A 25,172-nucleotide genomic window follows, 5' to 3' on the forward strand; every position below is an offset into this window, starting at 1 on the left:
TGCCCTACCCAACCCGATCCGCCGGGATAAATAAGAATTGAGACTCAATGAAGATTTTTAAGTTTGAGGTCGACGAAGATTTCGCGAAGAAGCACAATGAGCTGCTGCGGGATTCGGGGCGCTTGCGCCTCTCCGGCCTCATCATGGGTCTGCTATTAATTATCGCGGGTATTGCGACCTATATGTTTATTGATGCAGACTGGCGTATTACCGTCGGCATCGGACTGGGTCTTTTTGGCATTATGTGTGCGATCGTCGGCGTACTCGCCGCACGCAAGGTGGGCACGGCGCAGGATCTCTACGACCGCTACCCTCTGGCTCCGGCAACCATTGTCGAAGTCAATGAGCGCGATATGGTGCTCATGGCCTTGGTCAATACCAATGTTGACCCCAAGCTGCCTCCCCGGTGGGCTGCGACCCTGCGCACCGTCAGCAGCATTCCTGGCATTACGACGCGCACGGTGGGCACCAAGGTCCCAGTCGCTGCTGTATCCGGGCAGATCAATTCCAATGAGCGCGACCACTGGCAGCAGATCTCTCCCATGCCAATTGCCTGGGGAACGCCCGACCAAGAAGTCGTGACCATTGCGCGGAAATCCATTCCGCAAGAAGAATGGCAAATTCTGGAACGCGCTCGCAAGCGTTTAACCGATGTGAAAGCAACGAAGTACGACCTCTTGGTACTCTAAAATGCATGACAGTACGCAGGTTGCAGCCCTTTGGTGAGACTATTTTTGCCACCATGTCCGCTGCGGCGGTCAAGCACAACGCCATCAACCTAGGACAGGGATTTCCTGATACCGATGGTCCGCCGCGGATGTTGGAAATAGCCCGCCGCGAAATCGCACGAGGAAATAACCAGTATGCTCCGGGCAAAGGCATGGATATCCTGCGCTCCGCTGTTGCCGACTATCGCGGCGTGGGCATCGATGAGGTTCTCATTACCGTTGGTGCCACTGAAGCCATCTCCGCTACCGTGTTAGGCCACGTGGAGCCTGGCTCTGAGGTCATTGTCTTCGACCCCTTCTATGACGCCTACGCCGCCGCTATAGCTCTTGCAGGCGCGAAGCGGGTATCTGTGCCGCTTCGGCAAGTAGACCAGACGTGGGATTTAGATACTGCGGCATTTGAAGCGGCTATTACCGCTGATACCTCCATGGTCATAATCAATTCCCCGCACAACCCCACCGGGTCTGTATTCTCCCGGGCCGCACTGGACGAGTTCGCGCGCATTTGCGTCAAGCACGATCTGACGGTTCTATCGGATGAGGTCTACGAACACCTCATCTTCGACGATAATGAACACACCCGCATTGCGGAGCTGCCGGGTATGAAAGCGCGCACCATCACCAGCTCTTCTGCTGCGAAGTCCTTCAATGCGACAGGTTGGAAGACCGGCTGGGCCATTGCCGAGCCAGAGTTACTGGATGGTGTCATCAAAGCCAAACAGTTCATGACCTACGTCGGCCCCACGCCTTTTCAACCAGCAGTCGCGCATGCCTTAAACAATGAAAAGGCATGGCTCAACCGAATGGTAGATAGCCTCGCAACGGGAAAAGACATCTTGGCCCAGGGATTAAAGAACGCCGGACTCAAAGTCTTTGATACCGCAGGAACCTACTTCATCGTGGCCGATGTCAGCCCTCTCGGCTTTTCTGACGGCACCGACTACTGCCTAGGTCTCCCAGAGCTTCAAGGAGTAGCTGCCATTCCCCTCGCTGGCTTCAGTGACTATAAAGACACCTGGAAGCCGCTTGTTCGCTTCGCCTTCTGCAAACGCCACGACGTACTACGCGAGGCCTCCGAACGACTGGCACAGACTCCCCTATTCAGGCTTTAAAGCCGGAACCATGAACGCGTGGGCCTACTCCAACTGCTTCGGCAGTACTGCTGGGCCCACGCTGCGTCATTTTTAGATACCAATTAGAGCTAGGTCCTTATATAGAGCGGCGGCCTTTACGCAAGCACATGTAAGACTCTTCAAATCCTGACTCCATACCTAACGTCTGCACGACACAACGGCCTAGACTACCAACACGAAATCAATCTCGACCATGCTCTGGCGTCTAGGTGCAACGTCTTGTGTCATCAACCTATAGCTCGCAGGAGCAGCTCTTGAAGCTCAGGAAACGACTCGATGTCTGTGGCAGCAAGTACTCAGAACGACGAGACTAACAGCACGACCAGATCGACTGAAGTCTCAAGATCTTCCAACCGGTAATCCTCGAACCACCTAAAGAAGAAGGTCATCACCTACAAGAAGATTGTCTCCTACTATCCTAATGTCCGTGCAACACATAAGGGGTAAAACGTGGAAAAGACCCGAGATGAGCACTGTGGCCTATCTCGGGTCTGTCCATTATCTATATGTAGTTGTTGTTTGTTTTAATGTCGGCGGTAACTTACTCTCCCACACCCTCCCGGGTGCAGTACCATCAGCGCGGGCAGGCTTAGCTTCCGGGTTCGGAATGGGTAACCGGGCGTTTCCCTGCCGCTATTTCCACCGACAAACATGCGGAACACCAATACCTGGTGCTACGGGTGTTATGTCAGATACTGCATAGTGGACGCGTTACACACACATACGTGGGTGTCTTATTTTGTTACTGTGCGGAACAAGTATTTTCTCGTTACATGGCGTTAACCAAACCACAACGTGTTTGGTGTGTTAGTTTGTCGGTGCATTAGTACCAGTAGCCTTAACATCTCACAATGCTTACAGGTCTGGCCTATCAACCCTATAGTCTGTAGGGAACCTCAACAGAAACCTCATCTCAAAACAGGCTTCCCGCTTAGATGCTTTCAGCGGTTATCCCTTCCGTACGTAGCCAACCAGCCCTGCTCCTGGCGGAACAACTGGCACACCAGAGGTACGTCCGTCCCGGTCCTCTCGTACTAGGGACAGCCTTCTTCAAGTTTCAACGCGCGCGGCGGATAGAGACCGAACTGTCTCACGACGTTCTGAACCCAGCTCGCGTGCCGCTTTAATGGGCGAACAGCCCAACCCTTGGGACCTACTCCAGCCCCAGGATGCGACGAGCCGACATCGAGGTGCCAAACCATCCCGTCGATATGGACTCTTGGGGAAGATCAGCCTGTTATCCCCGGGGTACCTTTTATCCGTTGAGCGACACCACATCCACAAGTAGGTGCCGGATCACTAGTCCCGACTTTCGTCCCTGCTCGACTAGTCAGTCTCACAGTCAAGCTCCCTTGTGCACTTACACTCACCACCTGATTGCCAACCAGGCTGAGGGAACCTTTGGGCGCCTCCGTTACATTTTAGGAGGCAACCGCCCCAGTTAAACTACCCACCAGGCACTGTCCCCAACCCAGATCATGGGCCAAGGTTCAGGTATCCAATCCGATCAGAGTGGTATTTCAACAACGACTCCACCACAACTAGCGTTGCAGCTTCACAGTCTCCCACCTATCCTACACAAACCGAACCGAACACCAATACCAAGCTATAGTGAAGGTCCCGGGGTCTTTTCGTCCTGCCGCGCGTAACGAGCATCTTTACTCGTAGTGCAATTTCACCGGGCCTGTGGTTGAGACAGCAGAGAAGTCGTTACGCCATTCGTGCAGGTCGGAACTTACCCGACAAGGAATTTCGCTACCTTAGGATGGTTATAGTTACCACCGCCGTTTACTGGGGCTTAAATTCTCAGCTTCGAACACCAAAAGTGTCCTAACCGGTCCTCTTAACCTTCCAGCACCGGGCAGGCGTCAGTCCATATACCTCAACTTCACGTCTTCGCATGGACCTGTGTTTTTGATAAACAGTCGCTTCCCTCTATTCTCTGCGACCCACCACAGCTCAGCCAGTAAATGACATCACCGTAGTGGGTCCCCCTTCTTCCGAAGTTACGGGGGCAATTTGCCGAATTCCTTAACCACAGTTATCCCGAACGCCTTAGTATTTTCAACCTGACTACCTGTGTCGGTTTAGGGTACGGGCCATATACACACATCGCTAGAGGCTTTTCTCGACAGTACAGGATCACCAACTTCACCAATAAAGGCTCCGCATCACGCCTTAACCATATGAGCAACGGATTTACCTATCACTCGGCTTACACGCTTACACCAACAATCCAATAAGTGGCATGGCTACCTCCCTGTGTCACCCCATCGCTTGGACCACATTTCAGGCCCCACGCACGCACACAACACTCTTGCCCGAAGGCGCAAGTACCATGCTTGTGGGTGGTTAGTATCAATGCTTTACCACGGGCGCGCATATACGGGTACCAGAATATCAACTGGTTATCCATCGACTACGCCTGTCGGCCTCGCCTTAGGTCCCGACTCACCCTGGGAAGACGAACTTGACCCAGGAACCCTTAGTCATCCGGCGGGACAGATTCTCACTGTCCAATTCGTTACTCATGCCTGCATTCTCACTCGCACACAGTCCACGACTCCTTACAGTACCGCTTCATACCATGCACGACGCTCCCCTACCCAATACATAAAAATATATTGCCGCGGCTTCGGCGGTGTGCTTGAGCCCCACTACATTGTCGGCGCAAAACCACTCGACCAGTGAGCTATTACGCACTCTTTCAAGGATGGCTGCTTCTAAGCCAACCTCCTGGCTGTCTTCGCGATCTTACATCCTTTTCCACTTAGCACACCCTTAGGGGCCTTAACCGGCGATCTGGGCTGTTTCCCTCTCGACTATGAAGCTTATCCCCCACAGTCTCACTGCCGTAGAACACAATTGATGGCATTCGGAGTTTGGCTGATGTTGCTAAGATGATAGTCCCGCTCAACCAACCAGTAGCTCTACCTCCACCAAGCTACTACGACGCTGCACCTAAATGCATTTCGGGGAGAACCAGCTATCACGGAGTTTGATTGGCCTTTCACCCCTACCCACAACTCATCCCCGCAGTTTTCAACCTACGTGGGTTCGCGCCTCCACGACGTCTTACCATCGCTTCACACTGGCCATGGGTAGATCACCCCGCTTCGGGTCCAGGACATGCCACTACCACCCTCGTTAGGATTCGGTTTCCCTACGGCTACCCCACACGGGTTAACCTCGCGACATGCCGCTGACTCGCAGGCTCATTCTTCAAAAGGCACGCCATCACCCACACAACAAGGGGCTCTGACGGATTGTAGACACATGGTTTCAGGAACTATTTCACTCCCCTCCCGGGGTACTTTTCACCATTCCCTCACGGTACTCATACACTATCGGTCACACTGAGTATTTAGGCTTACCGGGTGGTCCCGGCAGATTCACAGCAGATTCCACGAGCCCGCTGCTACTCGGGCACCACAACACACACACCATGCTATCTTCACCTACAGGGCTCTCACCTTCTACGGCCGGGCATTCCAACCCACTTCACCTAACAACACAATGCGCGCTCTGTCCTGGTAGAAACAGAAAATCATGGCCCCACAACACCGCATGCACAACCTCTACCAAGTATCACATACACACGGTTTAGCCTCATCCACGTTCGCTCGCCGCTACTAGCAGAATCATTATTTATTTTCTCCTCCTGCAGGTACTAAGATGTTTCACTTCCCCACGTATAACCCCCACACTGACTATGAATTCATCAGCAGGTACCTACCCATAACGGCAGGCGGGTTTCCCCATTCGGACATCCTCGGATCAACGCTCAATTGACAACTCCCCGAGGCTTAACGCAGCCTTACACGTCCTTCATCGGCCCAGCATACCAAGGCATCCACCATGCGCCCTTAAATAACAAACACACACCCCACACACCACAAAGTGCATGGGGGTGAACAACCATAACTAAAAAATACTAAACACACACCAACCAAAGTTGGTATGCGACGTTCTCACAGAAAAAATAAGAAAAATTACACACACCACACAAACACTTCAAAAGCACTCGTGTGGTGGATGCTCGCGTCCACTATACAGTTCTCACACAACACCCCACACCACCAACCACACACCCACTCAGCAAAGAGTCTTTAGTATGTGTTTCGTGATGCAAGCACCAGGACCAACCCACATAAAGTGGATTGCTGTCCCAGACACCCAACAGTGCACCAATGCAATATCCAGATTTAAATATTGTCCATGACTATGTGTTTCAAGAATTTGTGTTAGCAGCCCATCATGGCTGCCGGTGTGTTTCCACTCCGATTCAAACTCGGTGGCATGACCACACTCGGGCCATCAACCACCAACACCCGCGCCACACAACCGTGTGACAGCAAAGATGTTTAATTTAAAAGCTCCTTAGAAAGGAGGTGATCCAGCCGCACCTTCCGGTACGGCTACCTTGTTACGACTTCGTCCCAATCGCCGATCCCACCTTCGACAGCTCCCTAACAAGTTTAGGCCACTGGCTTCGGGTGTTACCAACTTTCATGACGTGACGGGCGGTGTGTACAAGGCCCGGGAACGTATTCACCGCAGCATTGCTGATCTGCGATTACTAGCGACTCCGACTTCATGGGGTCGAGTTGCAGACCCCAATCCGAACTAAGGCCGACTTTCAGGGATTCGCTTCACCTCACGATGTCGCTGCCCATTGTATCGACCATTGTAGCATGTGTGAAGCCCTGGACATAAGGGGCATGATGATTTGACGTCATCCCCACCTTCCTCCGAGTTAACCCCGGCAGTTTCTCATGAGTCCCCACCATCACGTGCTGGCAACATAAGACAAGGGTTGCGCTCGTTGCGGGACTTAACCCAACATCTCACGACACGAGCTGACGACAACCATGCACCACCTGTATACAGACCACAAGGGACGAACTATCTCTAGCCCAATCCTGTATATGTCAAGCCCAGGTAAGGTTCTTCGCGTTGCATCGAATTAATCCACATGCTCCGCCGCTTGTGCGGGCCCCCGTCAATTCCTTTGAGTTTTAGCCTTGCGGCCGTACTCCCCAGGCGGGGCGCTTAATGCGTTAGCTACGGCACAGAAGACGTGGAAGCCCCCTACACCTAGCGCCCACCGTTTACGGCATGGACTACCAGGGTATCTAATCCTGTTCGCTACCCATGCTTTCGCTCCTCAGCGTCAGTTACTGCCCAGAGACCTGCCTTCGCCATCGGTGTTCCTCCTGATATCTGCGCATTTCACCGCTACACCAGGAATTCCAGTCTCCCCTACAGCACTCAAGTTATGCCCGTATCGCCTGCACGCCCGAAGTTAAGCCCCGGGATTTCACAGACGACGCGACAAACCACCTACGAGCTCTTTACGCCCAGTAATTCCGGACAACGCTTGCACCCTACGTATTACCGCGGCTGCTGGCACGTAGTTAGCCGGTGCTTCTTATCTACCTACCGTCACCACCCAAGGTGGCTTCGTCGATAGCGAAAGGAGTTTACAACCCGAAGGCCGTCATCCCCCACGCGGCGTCGCTGCATCAGGCTTGCGCCCATTGTGCAATATTCCCCACTGCTGCCTCCCGTAGGAGTCTGGGCCGTATCTCAGTCCCAATGTGTCCGTACACCCTCTCAGGCCGGATACCCGTCGCCGCCTTGGTAGGCCATTACCCCACCAACAAGCTGATAGGCCGCAGGCTCATCCCACACCGCAAAAGCTTTCCACCACAACATCCAAGAAGTGGTCCTATATGGTATTAGACCCAGTTTCCCAAGCTTATCCCATAGTGCAGGGCAGATCACCCACGTGTTACTCACCCGTTCGCCACTCGAGTACCTGTACAAGTACAGGCCTTTCCGTTCGACTTGCATGTGTTAAGCACGCCGCCAGCGTTCATCCTGAGCCAGGATCAAACTCTCCACAAAAAGGCTGTGAAAAGCCCAAAACCTAACCAAAAAAGACAAACAACACACAAAACATCACTGCAATGTGTGAAGCTGACCAAAAATTACTACATAAAGAAATCAACAAACCCAACCAACCAAAGTTAGCTAGGTAAGGTAAAAGTGTTTTAACTGCATCAGCAGACAACAATTACATCAAAATCAATATGCACCGTTCAACAAATTTTCATGTTTACAATACCGCCGTTACAAACGATAAGCGGCATCCGGTACACACCAACAACCAAACAAACCAAAAAGCCTATTCAGTCCAACATAATTCCCATCCACACAACACAGACAAAAATATAAAATCTAGTACATTGGCACACTATTGAGTTCTCAGACAACAATCGCACACTCGATTGGAGCTTTTTATCTTTAGCCCCGCTCTTAAGCGGCTTTATTGAACTTACGCTATCGATTCGACCGTGTCAAATCCTTGCTTTGAAGTTCTTCGTTGAGTCGCTTTGCGTTTACCTTGCGGCAACCTCTCGGCGACATCCATAAAGGTAGTTGATCTTCGATGAGGAAGGCAAATCGCCATCTTCACCTCCCCTATTTCCGCAGGATATCTCTAGTTTCTGCCCCTCGTTCAACAATCGCGTGGTTTGTGTTGTCGTGAAAAGACACAACGCCCGCTACCGAAGTTGGTAGCGGGCGTTGATGTGAATCAAAGTCGAGTAGGTTTCTGGATACTCGCCATTTGCTAGTTAGTGATAGCAAGCAAGTAGTCCACCGGGACCATCAATGACTTGGATTCGCGTATTAAAGATTGGCGACAGGATTTCTTCTCGCATGATTTCATCTGGGGTACCGAATGCGACGATTTGTCCATCTTTCACGGCGCAGATGTACTCGGCATAGCGCGCTGCGTAGTTGATGTCGTGCAATACAACAATGATGGTGCGGCCGAGCTGCTCGGCAGCTTCTTTCAAGTGCCGCATCATTTCCACCGAGTGTGCGATGTCCAGATTGTTTAGTGGCTCATCAAGAAGTACATAGTCTGTTTCCTGGCATAGCACCATGGCGACGTAGGCACGTTGGCGTTGACCGCCCGAGAGTTGATCCAAGTAGCGGTCTTCCAAAGGCCCCAAGTGAAGGAAGTCAATGTACTTGGTAATAATCTCTTCGTCTTCATCGGTCAGGCGGCCCTTGGAATAGGGAAAGCGACCGAAGCCCACGAGCTGACGGACGGTCAGCTTGGTAATGAAGTGGTTTTCCTGGCGGAGAACGGAGATGATCTTTGCCAAGTCTTTGGACTTGGAGGTCGCAATATCCATTTCGGCGACCTTGATCTCGCCGGCATCCATGCCGAGCAAGCGGCCGACCATCGTCAGCAGCGTCGACTTGCCGGCACCATTGGGGCCGATCAGCGCGGTGATACCGCCAGCTGGGATTTCAAGGTTGACGGGACCAATTTCAGTTTCTGATGAATACGCCTTTGTGACGTCAGTCAGAGTAATCACAGTCGTCCCTTTCTTAAGATGACGTACAGGAACACAGAACCGCCTACTAACTCAATAATGATAGTCACTACGCCCTGTGCATAAAACACGTGCCGCATGATGAAGTATGCGCCGGTGAGCACCGTAAAGCCAGTTACCGCGGCCATCGGGAAGAGATAGCGGTGGTCATAAGTATCAGAAAATTGATAAGCCAAGGTGGCAACGAGGAAGCCCAGGAAGGTCATCGGACCGACAAGCGCGGTCGTTGTTGCCATTAAAATGGAGACCAAAACCAAGGTGTATATCGCATTGACCTTGTGGTTAACACCCAAGCTGATCGAGGCATCCCGCCCGAGCGCCAGCACATTGAGGCGGCGCGAGTTTAGATACATCAACACCGTGGCACCGATGATGAGCGGAATGGCGATGGGATAGTACTCAGTATCGGCATTGGTAACCGAACCGAAAAGCCGAGCGGTTAAGACATCGAATTCACTGGGGGTCAGCAGACGCTGCATAAACGTCGAGATGGAGCCTAGTCCGCCACCGATGACGATGCCGACGAGCAACATGGCGTGCATGTTTTTGGCATTTCCGGTGAGCAGCCAGGAGTACAGCAGCAGCGAGAGAAAGACCATGAGGACGAGCTGCACGACGAACATCTCTACGGTGCGGGCATTGTTCAGACCTACCGCGCCGAAAAAGAAGATGGTGGCGGTGTGAATTACTCGATAGAGCGATTCAAAGCCCATGATTGACGGCGTCAAAATTCGGTTATTGGTCACCGTTTGAAATGCCACGGTGGCCACGGCTTGGCAGACTGCCACCAAGGCCATGGCGATTACCCCATCGAGGCGACGATTGGCGATGAGCCAAAAGCCGCGGGTGCCAAATTCCATCGGGTTTTCATAGGCCAAAAGACCGAAGGAAAATAGCGCCGCCAAAATGGACATGGCGATAATCATGATCCAGTATTTGCGGGCCGCTGTCGCCGACTGGAAAGCGCCGACGTGGCGCGAATCTTTTTTCATTGGGCCTGCCACTGCAGCGCGTTCTTTATTTGCCACGAGTCGACCTCACAATCAAACCAACGAAGACGATGGCTCCGACGATTCCCAAAATAACCGACACTGGCATTTCAAATGGTGAAATAATCACGCGGCCCAGCAGGTCACAGACGGTGACGATGGCGATGCCGAGTAGCAAGACCCACGGCAGGTTGGAGCGCAGGTCGTCACCGCGGAACATGCTGACGATATTGGGAACAATCAAGCCCAAAAATGGCAGGGAGCCAACGACCACGGTGACCACACCAGTGGCGATGGACACCAATGCGGTTCCCAGCAGTAAGACCTGGTTGTAGTTCAAACCAATATTGGTGGCGATATCCTCGCCCAAGCCTGCGGCAGTGAGCTTATCCGCGAAGAAAAAGACGGCGATTACGACAACGAGGACAACCCACAGAACTTCGTATTGGCCTTTGTACACAGAGGTAAACGAACCCATGAACCAGATGCCAAGCTGTTGCAGCGAATCGGTGGCCAAAGCAAAGAAAGAGGATACTGAGCCAATGACTGCGCCGAGCATGATGCCGACGATGGGCACGACCATGGACGAGCGCAGTGTTACTCGGCGTAGGAAGAGGAAGAAGATCATGGTGCCGATGAAGGAAAAAATCACGGCAACAATCATCTTGACCAGTACTGATGACTGCGGGAACAAGATCAAACACATCAGCAACCCGAGCCCGGCCCACTCGGTGGTACCGGTGGTTGTCGGTTCGACGAAGCGGTTTTGCGTCAGCAGCTGCATAACTAGGCCACAAATGGCCATGGCTGCGCCAGCGAGAACCAGTGCAATAGTGCGCGGAACGCGGGTGATCCCGAACATTTCCCATCCGAAGTCATCGGAAAGAATGCTGTATTCGCCCACGGACAACGACGCAATCAATAAGATAGCGACGCCAAGCGTGGCTAGAGAAAGCTTCCAGTTCCATAACTTGCCGCGGGATCGGCGCTGAGGTGTCGCCAACTCAGAACCCGCTCCCGGCATATGCGCCGTAGGCGTCGAGTTCGAGGGATTGTCCATAATCACTTATTCTTTCAAACCGAAAACCGGTTGAGGCCTTAGGGTCTCATTCCCCAAGGTCAACCGGCATTCATCGTCAAGCACTGTGCACCCTAGCTTTTATCAAAGCGCAAGGTGTGCACCCTGGCTAAATTAATTCTGTGCCTCAAATGCGTCGGCGATGAGGTTGAGAATCTCGGTGTAGGTCACGATGTTCTCATTGGTGTAGGTATCCGTAGGAGCCAGGATGATGTTGTCCTCTTCCACTGCCGTGACGTTTTGCAGCGCGGCGCTTTCGGAGATCAAATCAGATGCTGGTGAGTAGTCCGGTTCATCGGAAGAAACGGCTGCGTCACGGTCGAGGACCATGAGGTAATCCGGGTTGGATTCCGCGATAGCCTCAACGGAGATGTCATCACCTTCGTGGTTGGAGGAACCTTCTGGAACCTCCAGGGATGGTGTAAAGCCAATCAAATCAAACAGTGGGCCCCAGGTACGGCCAACCGATGGCGCGATGTAGTTGATTTCGCCGCCGGAGGTGTTGACCGCCATGACGGTCTTTTCTGGATCGTAGGCTTCCTTCGCGCGCTCCAGAGCGGCGTTGAAGTCATCGATGTGCTGCTGAGCTTCTTCTTCGTGGCCGAAGATCTTGCCCAGGTTTTCAGTCAAGCGGATAAGTTCCGCATCCAGTGGCTCACCATCGCGCGGGGTGAAGTCAACCAAGGTAGCATCGGGAGCAAGCTCTTCGATGTCTTCACCGTGCTGGGAGAAACGCTGACCATTCCACACTAAGTCCGGCTCTGCCGCGACAATATTTTCCAGGTTGGGCTCACGGTGGGAACCAAGATCGAATTCGATGGTTTCTTCGTTGTAGGTATCCGACAAGGAATCTGGAATCAACGTAATGGGTGCCGCAGCCAATTCCACATCCCATTCCGCCAGAAGCTCAAAAGCGCGGTTATCAGTAACCGCTGGCTTTTCTACTGGCATGGACACGGTTTTTTCACCGAAGTTGTCTTCAACAACTAGTTCGCCTTCGCCGGCCGCGGCCTCATCGGTCGAGCCTTCAGATGCAGCAGTATCAGCTGCAGTTGAGTCTGCGGAGTCAGTCTCCGAGTTGGAGCACGATGCCAATACCAGCGATGCCGCAGCAACAGAAGCCACAAGGGCGTGACGAATCTTCATGGTTGTAGGTAAGCCTTTCTCAAGTTTTTTAAGTTTCTTCCAGGCTTTATGGGAATTGCTAGAAAAGAGTTAGCTTCCCCTAAGCTCTGACAAGGCTAACCTAACTGAGGTTAGGGTAAGTTACAAGACCCCAATTCTCCTACGGGGGTATCCACGCCGTAAAAAAATGACCACCCCGACCTTCGCCAAACTGCAGGAAATGCGGCCCCACCTGCATAGTATTCAAATTTACGCAGACTATGAGCCGCACACTCTTTAGGTGGGTCTGTGATACACAACTCACCGTAGCACACCGCTACGACTGCAGTTTTTCTACTTCCACAACCCCACCCGCTGCCGCAAATTCCTCGCGCGCGGACTGCAATAACGTCGGATCGCCGAGCAGATCCAAAGTCACTTGCGCTAAACCAGCAGCCGAATCATAAGCGGCGCGTTGTGCCTGCGGTGTTTGTGCCCAGTGCGCGAAGTCTTCCGTATGCAAAGCCACATCACTGGGAGACACTTTCACCATGGGGTGAATCCCGGGCACGCGCTGGGAGACGTTTCCGAAGTCAGTCGATGCCGCAAGTGTCTCCGGCACGATTCCTTCTGGCAGCGCGACCCGACCGCGCAGGCTTTGCGCGTGCGCCCACCGGGCGGACATCGCCTGGTTATTGCGCACCGGCAGTGACATCGGGTGCGGATCCCACTCGATCTCATACCCGCATCCAGCCATCAGCGCTGCACCTTGGACAATGTCATTAACGCGTGCGGAAATATCCATGAGAGCATCCACGCCCAAAGAACGCACGTATAACTCCATCGTGGCCTCAGCTGGAATAACGGAAGGACGGTGCCCACCTTCCGTGATAATCGCATGCAAGCGATCACTCGGTGGCATTTGCTGCCGGAATAGGCCCAGACCTTGGTAGGCCAACGAGGCTGCATCGAGAGCATTTTTGCCCATAAATGGCTGCGAGCTGGCATGGGCTGCAATCCCGTGGAATTTCACCGTTGCCGAACGCCGTCCTACCCAAGCATGTGATGCGATGTCATAACCAAATCCATGAATCATCACCGCGGCATCAATGCCTTCTAAGCTGCCGCCGCGGATCATATATTCCTTGCCCGTGTGGCCTTCCTCTGCGGGAGTGCCCTGCAAAACTATTCGGCCTTCCAGCCCTTTCGCCGCGGGCGATGCCAATACTTTCGCCGCCGCAAGGAAAGCCCCCACGCCTGCTGCGGCGATGACGTTGTGACCACAGGCATGACCAATGTCCGGCAAGGCATCATATTCCGCCATGATGACGATGCTGGGATGCACGGCTGCATCAAAGCCCGGGGATTGCACAGCAGCCTCGAAGGCAGTGCCAACACCGTAGGGCCCTAGGTCGACGGCGTGCCCATGCTTGTCGATGATCCCTGCCAAGACTTTTTGCGAACGCACCTCTTCAAAAGCCAACTCTGGGTGGGCGTGTAGATCCTCGACGATAAAATCCAGGTCTGACTGTAGCTTGGCCACTTCCCCATCGACCGCCGCCCAGACCGCGGACTGCTGCGGATAGGCATCCAGCTGCAGGTCACTGCCGCCTTGTGCATCTGCTTCTGCTGCCACCCGCGATTTAATAAGAGCCGAGGTTGCGTCCAAAAAGGAAGTCGAGGGCGTTTGCGGTTGTGAGTGCTCAGAATTCATGTTTAACCACCGATAAAGATGTCGTTGCCTGGTCCCAGTGGTAGATCCACGAAGTACCACACGCCCAAAAGCACTGCCCACGCTACCCAGAATGGAATCACAAACGGGATAAGGCGTGCCATCATCGTGCCAATACCGGCGCGAGGTTCATAGCGTTGCAGCAAGCCCAGCATCACGATGAGGTATGGGTTAAGTGGAGTAATAATCTGCGTTGCGGAGTCGCCGACGCGGAAAGCTGCCTGGATAAAGGCTGGTTCGTAACCGAGCAAAGCAAACATCGGCACGAAGACTGCTGCCATCAGCGTCCACATGGACGAACCGGAAATAATAAGCAGGTTCAACAAAGAGGCAAGGACACAGAACGCCAAAATTGCTGGGAAGCCGGTTAGGCCAATTTGTTCCAGGAAGGCCGCGCCCTTGACCGCGGTATAGGTACCGATGCCGGTCCACGAGAATAGGGCAACGAATTGACCCAGGATGAAGGCGAGGACCAAAAAGCTCATCATGGAGGCCAAAGACTGGCCCATCATGTCCACGACATCCTTCATGCCACGGATGGTCTTGACAACCCAGCCGTAGACCAAGCCCATCACAATGAAGTAGATGAAAATGATGAAGACAATGGAGCTCAGCAGCGGCGATTCTGGCAGGTAGCCACCGGACTCATTGCGCCACGGGGAACCAGGAACCATAACCGCCGCCACGATGACTACGGTCAAAATCGCAGTAGCAATAAGCGACCAGATAAGACCCCGGGATTCTTCCCCGGAAAGTTCTGCGGAAAGTTCATTGCCCTCCGCGTCGCGGTCGCCGCGCTCTTTCGCTTCTTCCGGGTCAATGTCTTCGGCAGTCGGAACGTCTTGACCCCACATGCGTGGTTCCAAAATCTTGTCAATGATGTAGCCGGCAATCAGGCCCAGCACGATGGACGATGCGATGTTAAAGAAGTAGTTGGATACGGCGGTGACTTCTTGGAAATCAAAGTCCGGCAAAGTCTCCATGACCGCGGTGGAAATACCGGCGAATAGTGCATCCAGCGAAGTTGGTACCAACGCTGTGGAATAACCGGCACCGACGGCGGCGAAACCACCCAGCAAACCTGCCACTGGGTGACGGTCTGCTGCCTTAAAGACCATGGCTGCCAACGGTGGGATGACCACGAATGCTGCGTCGCCCATGACCGAACCGGTCACGCCGATAACACCGACGGCATAGGGCAAAATGGCAGGCCGCGCGGAACCGAAAAGTTTGCGAATTAGCGCAGACAACATGCCCGAACGCTCAGCAATACCGACACCCAACAAAATGGGCAAGACGGTAACAAGCGGCGGGAAACCGATGTAGTTTTCTCCCATGGTCGTGGTTAGCCACGTCAGGCCTTCACCGGTAAACAGCCCATGGATCTCTTGTACCTCGTCACTGCCAGGTACTTGGAAGGAGATATTCTGCCACGCAAAGATCGTGGATAATACACCTGTAATCAGGAAGAGCCCGAGGAAGATAGTAAAAGGTTCCGGCAGCTTATTGCCGACATACTCAATGCCGCTCAAAAACTTATCAAGCCACTTCGCACCCGTAGACGTGTTATCGGATGCATCCGAGTCTGCGTTCTTCGACTCGCCTTTGGTATCTAATGCGGAGCTAGGCTCCGCCACTCCCCCAGTGTGTGCTGCGTTGCCTGGATCGTCATGGAGTTCATGTTCATTGTCTTTGGCCATGGCGCTCTCCTTCAAGCCGGTTGCGTCCGTCACTTTTCGTGACAACGTACCTCGCCAAAGTAATGAGGCTTATGACACATCTCAAGCGATTTATGAGCTGCGGTATCAAATTGTTATCAACGCAATGCTGTCAATTGCCCGCAATATCGCCAATATCAGCACAAATGCAGCGCTTAGCTAAGAAAGTAAATTCAAACGTGCACACCGGAGTGCCTAATTAAATTCACCGAAGAAACCAGCTATTTGGATTCCAGCCACTCTTTGAGAACCACCGCATGGTTGATTTCGTGGTCTTTGGCCGCATACATCAAAGACACATCCCCGTCTTCGACCATCTCCACCAGCTCGGCCAAGTCTTCATTGCCGCTGGAATCAGATTCTGTCAGCTCTGACTTATACCGTTTGGAAAATTCTTTGAATTTATCCTCGTCATGGTCAAACCACTTGCGCAGGTCAGGCGACGGCGCCACATCTTTGAGCCAATGCCCCGGCAGATCTTCCTTTTTCACCCCGCGTGGCCACATCCTATCCACCAATACCTTCTTGCCCGGAGCTGTTTCCTTGCCCGAGGTGTAATCATGGACTTTTACGGTTTTAATCATTTTCGTATGTCTCCTTCCCATATTTTCCCATACCGCTCCTCATTTCTTGAGGAACTATCTATCTTCCACCCTAGATCTTTGTCAGCGTCAGGTGGTGAGAAAAAGAGAAAACCCCAGCTCAAACGATGTTGAGCTGGGGCTATGGAGTGGAGTTGCCGGGACTTGAACCCGGGTCCTCCGTCATCTCGCCAGGGCTTCTCCGTGCGCAGTTCGCGCGGGATCTCTACTCGGCTCTCCGGCTCGGACGAACACGCTCCGGATGATGAGCCCAGTCGCCAGTAGAAGTCCCGTCTGGCCCTGTCGACCCAACCAGACGGCAAGTTCCTTAGTCGATGCCAGGTTCTAGGTCAGGAACGAAACCTAGGCTGACAGACACGCATCGCTGAAATTAGGCAGCGAGTGCGTAGTCACGCTGAGAGTTTTTCTCTGCGTTTATTGGTTGCTACGACGCTTAACGGTGGTCTCTAGCCTTCACCGGCACGCTTCCCCTGGCTCAATGAGCGAAGTCGAAACCAAATCAACCCCATTGATGTAGGCGGGATGTGCATCTTCCTACATTCTTAACAACACTACAACAGCGCGATTAATTCCCACAAGCGACGAACAAGCTTTTGGCTTTCGTCGGCTCAGAGGTTAGGCATTGATGCCTTTGATGCGACGGCCCAACTCCCGGGTAATCTCCCGGTCTTGGTCACGGCGCTTGATGTCTTCGCGCTTGTCGTAGTCTTGCTTACCTTGTGCAAGACCTAGCTCTAGCTTTGCATATCCGTTACGGAGATAAACCTTCAGCGGAATCAGCGTTTTATTGCCATCACGGACTTGGCCCATGATCCGGTCGATTTCACGACGGTGGAGCAATAGTTTCCGGGTGCGCTTGGGTGAATGGTTAGTCCACGAACCCATGGAGTATTCCGGAATGTGCAGATTGCGCAGGAAGACTTCGCCGTTATCTACGGTTGCGAAAGCATCCGTTAAAGAGATCTTGCCTTCACGTAGTGATTTAATCTCCGTGCCCAGCAAGACAATGCCACACTCGAATTCCTCGAGAATTTTATAATCATGGCGGGCACGACGGTTGGTCGCTAACGTTTGTGTACCGTCAGCGCCCACCGCATTCTTTTTCTTTTTGCCCTTTTTAGCCATAGCATTAAACCCTACCTGCAGGCAGGCCCCCTATTCAAGAAAGAAACGGACATGCCTTACGCATGTCCGTTTACTCTTAGTGCCGCAGGGGATAATTACTTGCGCACGTAAACGCGCAAAGTAATCGCCGCGGTCACCGCGGCGGCAAGGATTGCCGCGATACCCACTAACGGCCACGAGACCCAGATATCTGCGGTTTGAATAGGTGCTAGCAGTTGGGATTGGTACAAAGACGCCAAGGCAGAATCGATAATGGTGGATTTCGCTGCAAAGACGCCCAGGCCCGCAAGAATCACGCCGATGACGGACGCAAGGACCGCTTCGAGGACGAATGGCGCTTGGGTAATCCAGCGAGAAGCACCGACCATGCGCATAATGCCGATTTCCGTAGAGCGGTTAAAGGCAGCAATCTGCACCATGTTGGCGATCAGGAAGATGGCGGCGATTGCCTGCACAAAGGCTAAGAGAAAGGTCGCATTGCGAATGGAATTGAGGTTATCCGTGGCAGAGCGCACTTCTTCGACCTGGTCGACGATGGTGTCGACCTGCGGCAGGTCACGAACCGCATCGATAGGCTCTGTGTCCGTGGGGTTTACCAACCGCACGTGCAATGCCGCCGGCAGCGCATCCGGAGAGGTCTCTTCCACTAATACCGGGTCTGTGTCTTGAAAGACTTCCACAAAGCGCTGGTAGGACTCTTCCCGGGAGCGGTAGGTGACAGATTCCACGCCATCGTCGGCTTCGAGAATCTCGCGGACTTCGCGGCAACCGTCGCTGGAGCAATCATTATCCGAGGTGGAGATCTCCTCATCCAGCTGGATCATCACCTCCACGCGCTCTAAGTAGATGTCTTGGGTCTCACGCGCCATATTGGACACCAGCACGCCGGCGACAACCAAAGCCACGGAAATCGCGGTGGTAATCACCAAGGCGATGGTCATGGTCAGGTTGCGGCCCAGACCTTTGAACGCTTCACGGAGGACAAATTTGATCTGCATTATTTAGTTCGCCTCTCCGTATTCTGCGTTGTATTCATCGCGCACCAAGCTGCCGTTGCTCAGCTCAATAACGCGTTGACGGGCATCGTTGACCGCGCGGGCATTGTGCGTGGACATCACCACGGTCGTGCCGTGGCGGTTGATTTGATTCAGTAGGGTAAAAATCTCATCGGCCGTACCGGGGTCCAAGTTGCCGGTGGGCTCATCGGCTAATAAAAGCTTCGGGCGGTTGACAAAAGCGCGTGCCACAGCAACGCGCTGCTGCTCACCGCCGGAGAGCTCAGCAGGCATGCGGTGTGCTTTCGAGCCCAAGCCCACCATTTCCAACACCTCAGGCACTTGCTTTTCGATGCGGCTTTTCTTCCGCCCGATTACCTCCAACGCAAAAGCGACATTGGAATAGACATCCAACTTCGGAAGGAGCCGAAAGTCTTGGAAAACGTATCCGATGGACTGGCGAAGGCGGTTAATTTCGGTGCCTTTGAGTTCATTGACGTGGAACTTGTCAAAGTAGATATCGCCCTCAGTCAGGTTGGTCTCACGCACCATAAGCTGCAAGAAGGTGGATTTACCTGAGCCTGATGGGCCGATGAGAAAGACGAATTCGCCATCTTCGATGGTAAAAGAAACATCATTTAACGCCGGCCTAGTGGAGGTGTTATACACCTTGGTTACATTCTCAAACGCGATCACAGCTGCCACACTAGCAACATACGCCGCATTCTGAAACCAAAATCCGGCAACTAACAGCCGAAACTTATCGGACTCTCAGCATTTCTAACTCTGCGCGGTCTGCTCCGCCATCCGCCAGCGAATTCCCGCTTCCAAGAAATCATCGATGTCGCCGCCCAGCACCTTGGATGGATCGCCGACTTCGTGGTTCGTGCGCAGGTCTTTGACCATCTGGTACGGGTGCAAGACATAGGAGCGCATCTGATTACCCCAGGAAGCATTGCCACCGGCGCCAAGCGCGTCCATCTCCGCGCGTTCTTCTTGGCGCTTGCGTTCTAGAAGTTTCGCCTGCAGCACGCGCATGGCTGATGCCTTGTTCTGAATCTGCGATTTCTCATTTTGGCATGTCACCATAATCCCGGTGGGAACGTGAGTCAAGCGCACTGCCGAGTCCGTGGTGTTAACGGACTGCCCACCAGGGCCGGAGGAGCGGTAGACATCCACGCGTACCTCCGAGTCGGGAATCTCAATGGAGTCGGTTTGTTCCACCACGGGCAGAACTTCTACCTCGGCAAAAGAGGTCTGGCGGCGGTTTTGATTGTCAAAAGGTGACAAGCGCACCAAGCGGTGAGCGCCTTGTTCTACGGAGAGCGTGCCGTACATATATTCACCATGTACGACGAAGGTGGCCGATTTAATACCGGCTTCTTCGGCATAGGAAATGTCATAGACATCTACCTTGTGCCCATGCTTCTCCGCCCAGCGGGTGTACATGCGCATGAGCATCTCTGCCCAGTCGGCGGCATCCACACCACCGGCACCAGAGCGGATATTGATGACGGCTTCGCGCTGGTCATAATCGCCAGAGAGCATGGTGGTGACTTCGAGGGTTTCTACGGCGTCACGCACAGCGTCGAGCTCGTCATCGGCAAGCGATGCATCGCCTTCTTCCTCTGCCAGCTCATACATCACCGGCAGATCTTCCAATCGGCCGCGCAATGCAGAAAGCTTACGCAGCTTGGCTTGGGTAGAAGACAGCTCCGAGGTGACCTTTTGGGCATGGTCTGGGTCATCCCACAACGAAGGATCACCGGCCTGAGCTTCCAGCTCACGCACCCTTTCTTCCATGGCACGCGGATCCATGACCTTTTCAATCGTGGTCAAGGTGGCAGAAAGATGATCAATCGCTGCAGAAATATCCGGTTGCATGGCACTAGAGTCTACCGCCAACGGGCATTTCGATTCGCAATCACCTGATAAAGCGACAACAATAGCGGGCATGACTGAATCAGCTCAGCCCACTTTTGAAGAGATGCTCGCAGCTATCACCAAGACGTTTATCGTTGCCCACGTGGACGACACCGACGCACACCTAGCCCAAGCTTTGGTGTACAACGCGGGACGTTTAGCCTGGCGCATGCGCGAACAGGGAATTTCTACCGAGCAAAAGACCAGCGTGTCCGATGTCGTTACCGAAGCCGACCGCGCGGCCGAGACATTCGTTGCCGGAGTGCTCGAGGCCATCCGTGGCGATGACGGCATCATCGGTGAAGAAGGCACACAGCGCGAGTCGAAATCAGGCCGCACCTGGGTCATTGATCCGGTAGATGGCACCTATAATTTCTCCAATGGTTCTGATTACTGGTGCTCAGCCCTGGCACTGACTGATGAGCAGGGCACTGTTATGGGCGCGGTCCACCGTCCCACCATGGGCTATACCTGGTTTGGCGGCCGGGACTTCCCCACTTCGTTGGATGGCAAAGAAGTCGCACAGCTTGACGATGCCCCTGCATCGCAATTGTGCCTAGCCACCTACTTGCATCCACGGTTTATGGCCGATGCTCAGCTTCGCGATGCCTGGTTGTCGGTTGCGGAAAACTTTGCTTCCGTGCGTATGCTCGGCGCAGGTTCTGTGGATCTGTCCACTGTTGCTGATGGGTCCATGGGGGCATGGATGCAGCACTCTGTTCCAGACTGGGATTGGTTGCCTGGCCAGGCATTAGTCCACGCTGCCGGGGGTGCAACTTCCAAAGTAGAAGCAGGTGGAGTTGAATGGTGTATCGCTGGAAACCAGCAAGTAGTTTCTGAAATGGAGAACTTCCTTCGTGGGTAAGTACAAAGAAGACCTAGCGTTAGCACTCGAGCTGGCCGGTCACGCTGATGTTGTCACAATGCATCGCTTTGAGGCCACTGATCTTTCGGTGAAATCAAAGCCTGATATGACCCCAGTTTCTGATGCCGACCTAGCGTGTGAGAAGAAATTGCGCGCGGAACTAAAAAAGGCCCGTCCAAAGGATGAAGTCTTAGGCGAAGAATTCGGTGGCGAACCGGTCACCTCTGGCCGCCAGTGGGTTATTGACCCAATTGATGGCACCAAGAACTACGTGCGCGGCGTCCCGGTGTGGGCGACGCTGATTTCGCTTTTGGAAGATGGCGAGCCCGTCGTCTCCGTCGTCTCGGCCCCGGCACTGCGTCGGCGCTGGTATGCATCGAAAGGCGCCGGTGCATTCCGTGTCTGGTGCGGTGAGCCAAAGCAGCTGAAAGTCTCCCAGGTCTCCAAGCTTGCCGATGCCTCCGTGGCCTTTTCCTCCCTCGAAGGCTGGACTGAGCGCGACCTGCTCAATAACTTCATCGATTTGAGCCAATCCACCTGGCGTTTGCGCGGCTACGGCGATTTCTGGAACTACTGCCTTGTCGCTGAAGGCGCAGTCGATATCGGCGCCGAACCAGAAGTGTCCTTGTGGGATCTGGCTGCCCCTTCGCTGCTGGTGACCGAAGCTGGCGGCAAATTCACCAACCTAGAAGGCGTCGACGGCCCAGCCGGCGGCTCAGCAGTAGCCACCAATGGCCTCTTGCACTCAAAGGTCTTGGACAAGCTCAGCAAATAACGTAACCGCGTGGCTGATATTGGCCACGCACAGATAAAGGTCCTTGAAGCAATTGCTTCAAGGACCTTATTCGTGTCAGAAAGGTTTTTAAGGCTAGGCCAGCTTAAAGCCTGCGCCTACTCCCCCACGACGATTCATATCTGCGATTACCGCATCAGAATTCGAAACCACGGTGGGAACATGGAGTGCACCTTGCAACGGCGTAATGCAGGATACGCCTATGTTGCCTGGGCGGATGCCGCCGGAGATGGCGCCTACAATCTGGCCATTGCGAAATACTGGCGCACCGGAATCACCGACGGTGGCACAGACCTGATTGAGTTGGATCTTATCGTCCTTCATCAAGGTCATACCGCAGGTAGTGCCCGTAGCTACGCCGCGCTTGCACACGACATCACCGGGCTGCACATCGCTGCCAACACCATGCGCGGTCACACCGTTATAGGAATTGGTGACTTCTGCATCAGAGCCAAATTCAATCACGGAGTAGTCCAACGCAGCATTCTTTGACACCACGGTGCCGGTGGGGCCAACCTGCCAAGAATCAGCAGACGCTACCGAATCGCCGACTTCAGCGCAGTGTCCCGCGGTCACGCCGACCTTGCGGCTTTCGGCATCGGTGCCAGCCATCGTCAGCGTGCACATGGTCTGATCATTGATGTAGATCGGAGTGCCTGGGCCATACAGTGATTTGCCCTGCGTCATCGCCCGGTTGGATTCTTCGGGCACGCGTGGTGCATCAAAGAAGGACCCTGGCGCGCGGTGTAAGACGAAGTCATCGAAAGGCTTGCCGGCAGCAACCTTGGAAAACATGTCATTGCGCCACACGTAGTTCGGATCCACCTGCACTGGCTTGAACTCCGGCTGGGTCAATTCCTGCAGACCAATCGGGTTCGGATTAGTCAGCGCCTCCGCCTGGTCATACAAGTCCGTGGCAAACTCTTGCGTTGCCTCAACCTCCGGAAGCACCGGAAGCTCTGGCACCTCCGGAACTGCCGGCGCAGCCGGCGCGACCGGTGCCGCTGGCGCCGACGGCACTGCCGGGGCCTCAGGTACCTCGGGCACCTGCGGTACTACCTGGTTGAGCGCATCATCGACCGCATCGGTGACCTGTGCGTCCACCTCAGGGGTATCCACGCCGACAGATGACAACTCCCCACGAACATGATCTACAAACCCCGCCGAGTCAACGACCGGATTCGGTAGTTCAGCAGCTCCGGCATCCGCCGCTCCGGCAGCTGGGGCTCCAATAAAAAAGGCACCTGCAAAGGCCGAGCCCACTAAGACTCTTTTTAGGTGCGGCATACAGCGCATAAGCTTATTGCCTCATTTCCACATCTCACGCAATTAATTCCTCGTGCGGCATCACACCACACTGGCATCCCCTATCTTGTCACGCGCACAGAAGCCGCGTCCCCTGGAAATCTCAAGCGTTACATTGCCGTAATACTTCGCTGAAAATCCCACCTGCAGTTTTCGCCATCACTGCCTTAAATACACAGGTCACCACGCTGCATTTGAAATAAGTCACACCACCCGAAGGCACCTTTTACTACCCCCGATTAGAACAATTCCCCACAGCGAACCCAAAGAAACGGGCTTTTCCAGCCTCCAGCGCCACTCGCGACAATCACCCCGCTGCCACTAGCGCTTACGACATATGTCAAAGAAATATTCAACACTTTGCCAATGACTTTCTTGACGTGATGCACAACCATTAAAGGCATGAATTTAATTCAGTTCACATTTGGCGCGGATTGAGGATACTCGCCGCCACGTGAATTGCCGTTTCATTATTCATCACCCAATCTTCGGAGGAATCTTGCATGCCCAGTAGCACTACGTCGACTCTCAGCAGGACTACGCCCCCACTGTCATCTACCTCGCCTGCTCCCGGCCACAAGCTAAAAAGCATTCTTCTTTTCACCGGTGCGCAATGTTCATTTTTCATTGGCGCGGGTATCGCGACAGGCCAGGAAAGCCTGCAGTATTTCACCGCGCACGGGTGGTGGGGCATGGCGGCAATCGTCATCGTGCTGCTGCTCTTTTCCTGGCTGCTGAGCTCGTTGACCGAGTGGGGTCGAAACCACCGCAACGACACCAGCGACCCTTTTACTGACATCTGCGGCAAGACACTCGGCACGGTCTTTCGTTTCTGCGTCCCCGTTTTCGTGTTCATGATCGCGGTGACGATGTTCGCCGGGGCTGGAGCTTTGCTTGGCGATGTCTTCGACCTTCCCATTTGGGTTGGCGCCACCGGTATGGCAGTCGTCGTAGCCATAACTTTGATGTTTGGTTTCCACAACCTAGTTGAGATCATCGGCCGCATTGGACCACTGATCGTGGTCATCATCGGCGTGGTTGCACTGTGGGTGCTCATTGAGAACTTCCCTGCGCTAGCTGATGCCACCGAAAACCTCGCCAAGTACCCACCAGCCAAGGCCAGCGAGAATTGGTTCATTGGCACCATTTTGTACAGCACCGCCATCTTGATCATCGCCGTGCCATTTCTGACCAGCCTTGGCCGGGAAGACACCTCGCTGTCCTCCACGGTGCGCCCGGGCGTCTTAACGGGAGTTATCTACGCCTTCGTCATGGGAACCTGCGCCTTGGCACTGCTGGCAACACTGCCTTTGGTCTATGACCACGACACCCCGTTGGTCACACTTGGCATCAATATCGCACCCTGGCTGGGCTACATATTCTCCGCCATCATTCTCTTGGGCATTTACTCCACCGCTGCACCAATGCTGTGGACAGTCGCGGACCAATTCCCCATCAAGTCCCGCCGTACCTACACCATCGTGTGCCTGGCGCTGACCGTCGTCGCCCTCATCGGTGGACTCAAGCTGCCTTTTGCGGAGCTCGTCGGCTTCGTCTATCCCTCGATTGGCTACTTCGGCCTCGTATTCTTTGGGATGCTCGCCTACCGCCAAATCTCCCTGCGTCTTCGCAGCAACTAAAAAGAAGAAAGAAAAGACTGTCCCCCT

The 25,172-nt window shown here is 53.9% G+C and carries 18 protein-coding genes, 3 rRNA genes and 1 other RNA gene; 6 read left to right on the forward strand and 16 right to left on the reverse strand.

The features are described 5' to 3' along the window. Positions 1–47: 47 nt before the first annotated feature. Both CAMM_RS09635 and CAMM_RS09640 read left to right on the forward strand, forming a co-directional pair. The gene (locus CAMM_RS09635; RefSeq protein ID WP_003846545.1) at positions 48–689 is read left to right on the forward strand and encodes a DUF3239 domain-containing protein; all 642 of its coding nucleotides are present in this window, start codon (positions 48–50) and stop codon (positions 687–689) included. A 5-nt stretch (positions 690–694) separates the two neighbouring features. After that, on the forward strand, positions 695–1,840 hold the full coding sequence (locus tag CAMM_RS09640) for a pyridoxal phosphate-dependent aminotransferase (RefSeq protein ID WP_003846547.1): 1,146 nt from the start codon (positions 695–697) through the stop codon (positions 1,838–1,840). A 549-nt stretch (positions 1,841–2,389) separates the two neighbouring features. Here the strand turns inward: CAMM_RS09640 and rrf are convergent. The 9 genes from rrf to CAMM_RS09685 form a co-directional block, all read right to left on the reverse strand. Next, a 5S ribosomal RNA gene (rrf, locus tag CAMM_RS09645) occupies positions 2,390–2,508 on the reverse strand. 155 nt (positions 2,509–2,663) lie between these two features. After that, positions 2,664–5,742, reverse strand: a 23S ribosomal RNA gene (locus CAMM_RS09650). Positions 5,743–6,245: 503 nt separating this feature from the next. After that, positions 6,246–7,771, reverse strand: a 16S ribosomal RNA gene (locus CAMM_RS09655). Together the 16S, 23S and 5S rRNA genes form the textbook arrangement of a ribosomal RNA operon. A gap of 731 nt (positions 7,772–8,502) precedes the next feature. Continuing rightward, the gene (locus CAMM_RS09660) at positions 8,503–9,258 is read right to left on the reverse strand and encodes an iron ABC transporter ATP-binding protein (protein WP_003847469.1); all 756 of its coding nucleotides are present in this window, start codon (positions 9,256–9,258) and stop codon (positions 8,503–8,505) included. Then, entirely contained in the window at positions 9,255–10,268 is a 1,014-nt protein-coding gene (locus tag CAMM_RS09665) for an iron chelate uptake ABC transporter family permease subunit (RefSeq protein WP_003847468.1), read from the reverse strand. The genes CAMM_RS09660 and CAMM_RS09665 overlap by 4 nt, the downstream gene beginning before the upstream one ends. Before the next feature lie 25 nt (positions 10,269–10,293). Beyond that, a complete protein-coding gene (locus CAMM_RS09670) occupies positions 10,294–11,289 on the reverse strand; it encodes an ABC transporter permease (RefSeq protein ID WP_003847466.1) in 996 nt (331 codons plus the stop codon). Between the two features lie 168 nt (positions 11,290–11,457). Continuing rightward, a complete protein-coding gene (locus CAMM_RS09675) occupies positions 11,458–12,489 on the reverse strand; it encodes a siderophore ABC transporter substrate-binding protein (protein WP_003847464.1) in 1,032 nt (343 codons plus the stop codon). 295 nt (positions 12,490–12,784) lie between these two features. After that, complete coding sequence (locus CAMM_RS09680) at positions 12,785–14,161, reverse strand: M20 family metallopeptidase (protein WP_003847462.1); 1,377 nt, start codon at positions 14,159–14,161, stop codon at positions 12,785–12,787. A 2-nt stretch (positions 14,162–14,163) separates the two neighbouring features. Further along, positions 14,164–15,879, reverse strand: coding sequence for an AbgT family transporter (locus CAMM_RS09685; protein WP_003847460.1), 1,716 nt, complete (start codon positions 15,877–15,879; stop codon positions 14,164–14,166). Here CAMM_RS09685 and CAMM_RS09690 point away from each other — a divergent pair. Further along, a complete protein-coding gene (locus CAMM_RS09690) occupies positions 15,878–16,060 on the forward strand; it encodes a hypothetical protein (protein WP_003847458.1) in 183 nt (60 codons plus the stop codon). The two genes, CAMM_RS09685 and CAMM_RS09690, sit on opposite strands and share 2 nt — an antisense overlap. 58 nt (positions 16,061–16,118) lie before the next feature. Here the strand turns inward: CAMM_RS09690 and CAMM_RS09695 are convergent, their stop codons facing one another. The 6 genes from CAMM_RS09695 to prfB form a co-directional block, all read right to left on the reverse strand. Next, a complete protein-coding gene (locus CAMM_RS09695; protein WP_003847456.1) occupies positions 16,119–16,481 on the reverse strand; it encodes a DUF488 domain-containing protein in 363 nt (120 codons plus the stop codon). Positions 16,482–16,625: 144 nt separating this feature from the next. After that, positions 16,626–17,006: a transfer-messenger RNA gene (ssrA, locus tag CAMM_RS09700) on the reverse strand. A 108-nt stretch (positions 17,007–17,114) separates the two neighbouring features. Then, positions 17,115–17,624 carry an SsrA-binding protein SmpB gene (gene smpB, locus CAMM_RS09705; RefSeq protein WP_003847453.1) on the reverse strand — a complete coding sequence of 170 codons (510 nt, stop codon included), beginning with the start codon at positions 17,622–17,624 and terminating at the stop codon, positions 17,115–17,117. A gap of 95 nt (positions 17,625–17,719) precedes the next feature. After that, entirely contained in the window at positions 17,720–18,622 is a 903-nt protein-coding gene (ftsX, locus tag CAMM_RS09710; protein WP_003847452.1) for a permease-like cell division protein FtsX, read from the reverse strand. A 3-nt stretch (positions 18,623–18,625) separates the two neighbouring features. Next, complete coding sequence (ftsE, locus tag CAMM_RS09715) at positions 18,626–19,315, reverse strand: cell division ATP-binding protein FtsE (RefSeq protein ID WP_040355427.1); 690 nt, start codon at positions 19,313–19,315, stop codon at positions 18,626–18,628. Between the two features lie 84 nt (positions 19,316–19,399). Further along, the gene (gene prfB, locus CAMM_RS09720) at positions 19,400–20,503 is read right to left on the reverse strand and encodes a peptide chain release factor 2 (protein WP_003847448.1); all 1,104 of its coding nucleotides are present in this window, start codon (positions 20,501–20,503) and stop codon (positions 19,400–19,402) included. 70 nt (positions 20,504–20,573) lie between these two features. Between prfB and CAMM_RS09725 the strand changes: the two genes are divergently transcribed. Both CAMM_RS09725 and hisN read left to right on the forward strand, forming a co-directional pair. Continuing rightward, positions 20,574–21,407: an inositol monophosphatase family protein gene (locus tag CAMM_RS09725; protein WP_040355425.1), complete on the forward strand. Its 834-nt coding sequence runs from the start codon at positions 20,574–20,576 to the stop codon at positions 21,405–21,407. Next, entirely contained in the window at positions 21,400–22,182 is a 783-nt protein-coding gene (gene hisN / locus CAMM_RS09730) for a histidinol-phosphatase (protein WP_003847444.1), read from the forward strand. Before CAMM_RS09725 ends, hisN begins: the two co-directional genes overlap by 8 nt. Positions 22,183–22,275: 93 nt before the next feature. Here hisN and CAMM_RS13130 read toward each other — a convergent pair whose 3' ends face one another. After that, positions 22,276–23,496: a S1 family peptidase gene (locus CAMM_RS13130; RefSeq protein WP_040355423.1), complete on the reverse strand. Its 1,221-nt coding sequence runs from the start codon at positions 23,494–23,496 to the stop codon at positions 22,276–22,278. Between the two features lie 512 nt (positions 23,497–24,008). Between CAMM_RS13130 and CAMM_RS09745 the strand changes: the two genes are divergently transcribed. Continuing rightward, on the forward strand, positions 24,009–25,145 hold the full coding sequence (locus tag CAMM_RS09745; protein ID WP_040355421.1) for a YkvI family membrane protein: 1,137 nt from the start codon (positions 24,009–24,011) through the stop codon (positions 25,143–25,145). Positions 25,146–25,172: the final 27 nt, after the last annotated feature.

Source organism: Corynebacterium ammoniagenes DSM 20306, from assembly GCF_001941425.1.
Lineage (GTDB): Bacteria > Actinomycetota > Actinomycetes > Mycobacteriales > Mycobacteriaceae > Corynebacterium > Corynebacterium ammoniagenes.

What these genes read in the sequence shown, in the direction of transcription:
- CAMM_RS09635 (WP_003846545.1), top strand. Translation starts at nt 48, where the DNA reads ATGAAGATTTTTAAGTTTGAGGTCGACGAAGATTTCGCGAAGAAGCAC.
- CAMM_RS09640 (WP_003846547.1), top strand. Translation starts at nt 695, where the DNA reads ATGACAGTACGCAGGTTGCAGCCCTTTGGTGAGACTATTTTTGCCACC.
- CAMM_RS09665 (WP_003847468.1), bottom strand. Translation starts at nt 10,268, where the DNA reads ATGAAAAAAGATTCGCGCCACGTCGGCGCTTTCCAGTCGGCGACAGCG.
- CAMM_RS09670 (WP_003847466.1), bottom strand. Translation starts at nt 11,289, where the DNA reads ATGCCGGGAGCGGGTTCTGAGTTGGCGACACCTCAGCGCCGATCCCGC.
- CAMM_RS09675 (WP_003847464.1), bottom strand. Translation starts at nt 12,489, where the DNA reads ATGAAGATTCGTCACGCCCTTGTGGCTTCTGTTGCTGCGGCATCGCTG.
- CAMM_RS09680 (WP_003847462.1), bottom strand. Translation starts at nt 14,161, where the DNA reads ATGAATTCTGAGCACTCACAACCGCAAACGCCCTCGACTTCCTTTTTG.
- CAMM_RS09690 (WP_003847458.1), top strand. Translation starts at nt 15,878, where the DNA reads ATGGCGCTCTCCTTCAAGCCGGTTGCGTCCGTCACTTTTCGTGACAAC.
- CAMM_RS09685 (WP_003847460.1), bottom strand. Translation starts at nt 15,879, where the DNA reads ATGGCCAAAGACAATGAACATGAACTCCATGACGATCCAGGCAACGCA.
- CAMM_RS09695 (WP_003847456.1), bottom strand. Translation starts at nt 16,481, where the DNA reads ATGATTAAAACCGTAAAAGTCCATGATTACACCTCGGGCAAGGAAACA.
- smpB (WP_003847453.1), bottom strand. Translation starts at nt 17,624, where the DNA reads ATGGCTAAAAAGGGCAAAAAGAAAAAGAATGCGGTGGGCGCTGACGGT.
- ftsX (WP_003847452.1), bottom strand. Translation starts at nt 18,622, where the DNA reads ATGCAGATCAAATTTGTCCTCCGTGAAGCGTTCAAAGGTCTGGGCCGC.
- prfB (WP_003847448.1), bottom strand. Translation starts at nt 20,503, where the DNA reads ATGCAACCGGATATTTCTGCAGCGATTGATCATCTTTCTGCCACCTTG.
- CAMM_RS09725 (WP_040355425.1), top strand. Translation starts at nt 20,574, where the DNA reads ATGACTGAATCAGCTCAGCCCACTTTTGAAGAGATGCTCGCAGCTATC.
- CAMM_RS13130 (WP_040355423.1), bottom strand. Translation starts at nt 23,496, where the DNA reads ATGCGCTGTATGCCGCACCTAAAAAGAGTCTTAGTGGGCTCGGCCTTT.
- CAMM_RS09745 (WP_040355421.1), top strand. Translation starts at nt 24,009, where the DNA reads ATGCCCAGTAGCACTACGTCGACTCTCAGCAGGACTACGCCCCCACTG.